Here is a 1,889-nt window from a genome sequence, read left to right on the forward strand (position 1 = left end):
AATTAAGTAGGAGGGGGCGGCTAGCCCCCGACCTCTTACACCACCGTACGTACCGTTCGGTATACGGCGGTTCATGAAATATTCCGCAAAAGTTTGTATCTGTCGTTCAAACTCCTCAAACCATTAGACATCCAGTATTGGTTATCTAACGTGGTGTGAAGAATCGGACTGCAAGCTATACGCCAATATTTCTTCCTCGTGTTACCCCACTCATACGCTTTCTGTTTGGTCACTCCGAGCGCAAGCAGGTTTCTCACCTTTGTTTTCGGTAGTTTCCATTGCTTCCATATACACATGCGCAGTCTTCTTCGAATCCACTCATCTAGTTCTTTGAAGATATTCGGTGTATCCGCTAAGGCGTAATATCCGCACCATCCCGTTAAGTATTGATTTAGTTCCGTAATCCGCATTTCCATTGGAATCGGACTTTTCCTCGATGTTATTTCCCTAATCCTTGCTTTAACCTTTTGCAGGGATGGTTTCGAGATTTTCACCTTTGGTTCCGCCTTATCCCAACTGAACGTGAAGCCTAGAAACTTCCGTTTCCATGGACGGTCTACCGCACTCTTCGTTTGATTCACTTTCAGTTTCAGCTTCTTTTCTATGAACTGCGTTACGGATTCCTTAACTCGCTTTCCTGCCTTCCACGTTTTCACGTAAATGTTACAATCGTCCGCATAGCGGACAAATCGCAGGTTTCGCTTCTCCAGTTCTTTATCCAATTCATCCAGTACGATGTTGGACAGAAGCGGACTTAGCGGGCCGCCTTGCGGCGCACCTTCCTCTGTTGGCTTGACGAGACCGTTGATCAATACTCCCGACTGAAGGTACTTTCGGATAAGTTTTAACAGCATCTTGTCTGTTACACGTTCCGCTAGCTTTGCCATCAGTCGGTCATGATTTACTCGATCGAAGAATTTCTCCAAATCAAGGTCTACCACGATGCGGTATCCCTCTTGCATGTATGTTCTTGCTTTCCTGACTGCGTCATGTCCTCGCCGACTGGGGCGAAAACCATAACTATATTCGGAAAATTCGAGGTCAAACAACGGAGTTAGTATTTGCGTGATTGCTTGCTGAATGAATCGGTCTGTCACGGTCGGTATGCCTAAAAGCCTTGTTCCCCCGTTCGGTTTCGGGATTTCGACCCGACGGACTGGACTCGGTTCGTAGGTTCCGTTTTCTATGCTTTCTCGAATGGTTTGCCAGTTTTGCTTGATGTGGTCTCGTAAGGTTTTTACGGACATGCCATCCACTCCGTGGCTTCCCTTGTTCTCCTCAACACGGTGAAGTGCCGACAGCAAATTTTCCCGTGACAATAATTGTTCCATCATTCTCCGATGCACTCCTTGCGTGAATTGTTCTTCTGTTCATGCCGCGCGTAAGCTCTGCCCTTCCGAGTACCCTCACGTATTCACCGTTACTTTCCTCGGATAAGCCCTTTCGGGTTGTCTGCTTTCATTGCTTGCGCTCGAAATTCCAGTCGTTCAATTCCTATTTCATGTTCAGCCCTTCCGCTTGCTATCGTCATAGCTTGCGTACTACGGCGTCTGCTGACTTCTGTAAGTTCAGCGTGCTTTCTCAAGCACGTTTACAGCCTTAACGCTGCTTGCTTACAGACCTCCCCAGGTAAGAACGCTATCTTCCTCTCCATCTATCTGCTTCATTTACTTTCATACGCCTTTGGCAGTACGGACTTTGACTTGTCGTGCAGCCTCATCCAACGTACGCTAGCCTGATATGAAGTTCGTGTTCCTCAGACCGGAGATTTGCCGCCGACTTCCTTCAGATTCGGCTTCGCAACCGACACCCTTGTCTTGAGCTATGGCTACTACTGCCTTCGCCATTCGGGACTTGAACCCTATAGATAGCGCCCATGCTGGGCGCAC

General features: G+C 48.0%; 1 protein-coding gene. It reads right to left on the reverse strand.

Annotated features, from left to right (window positions below):
* Window positions 1-71 precede the first annotated feature (71 nt).
* Window positions 72-1,334, reverse strand: coding sequence for a group II intron reverse transcriptase/maturase (gene ltrA / locus ACFQZT_RS32265; protein WP_379307071.1), 1,263 nt, complete (start codon window positions 1,332-1,334; stop codon window positions 72-74).
* Window positions 1,335-1,889 lie beyond the last annotated feature (555 nt).

This window comes from Paenibacillus sp. GCM10027628, assembly GCF_042676385.1.
GTDB lineage: Bacteria > Bacillota > Bacilli > Paenibacillales > NBRC-103111 > Paenibacillus_E.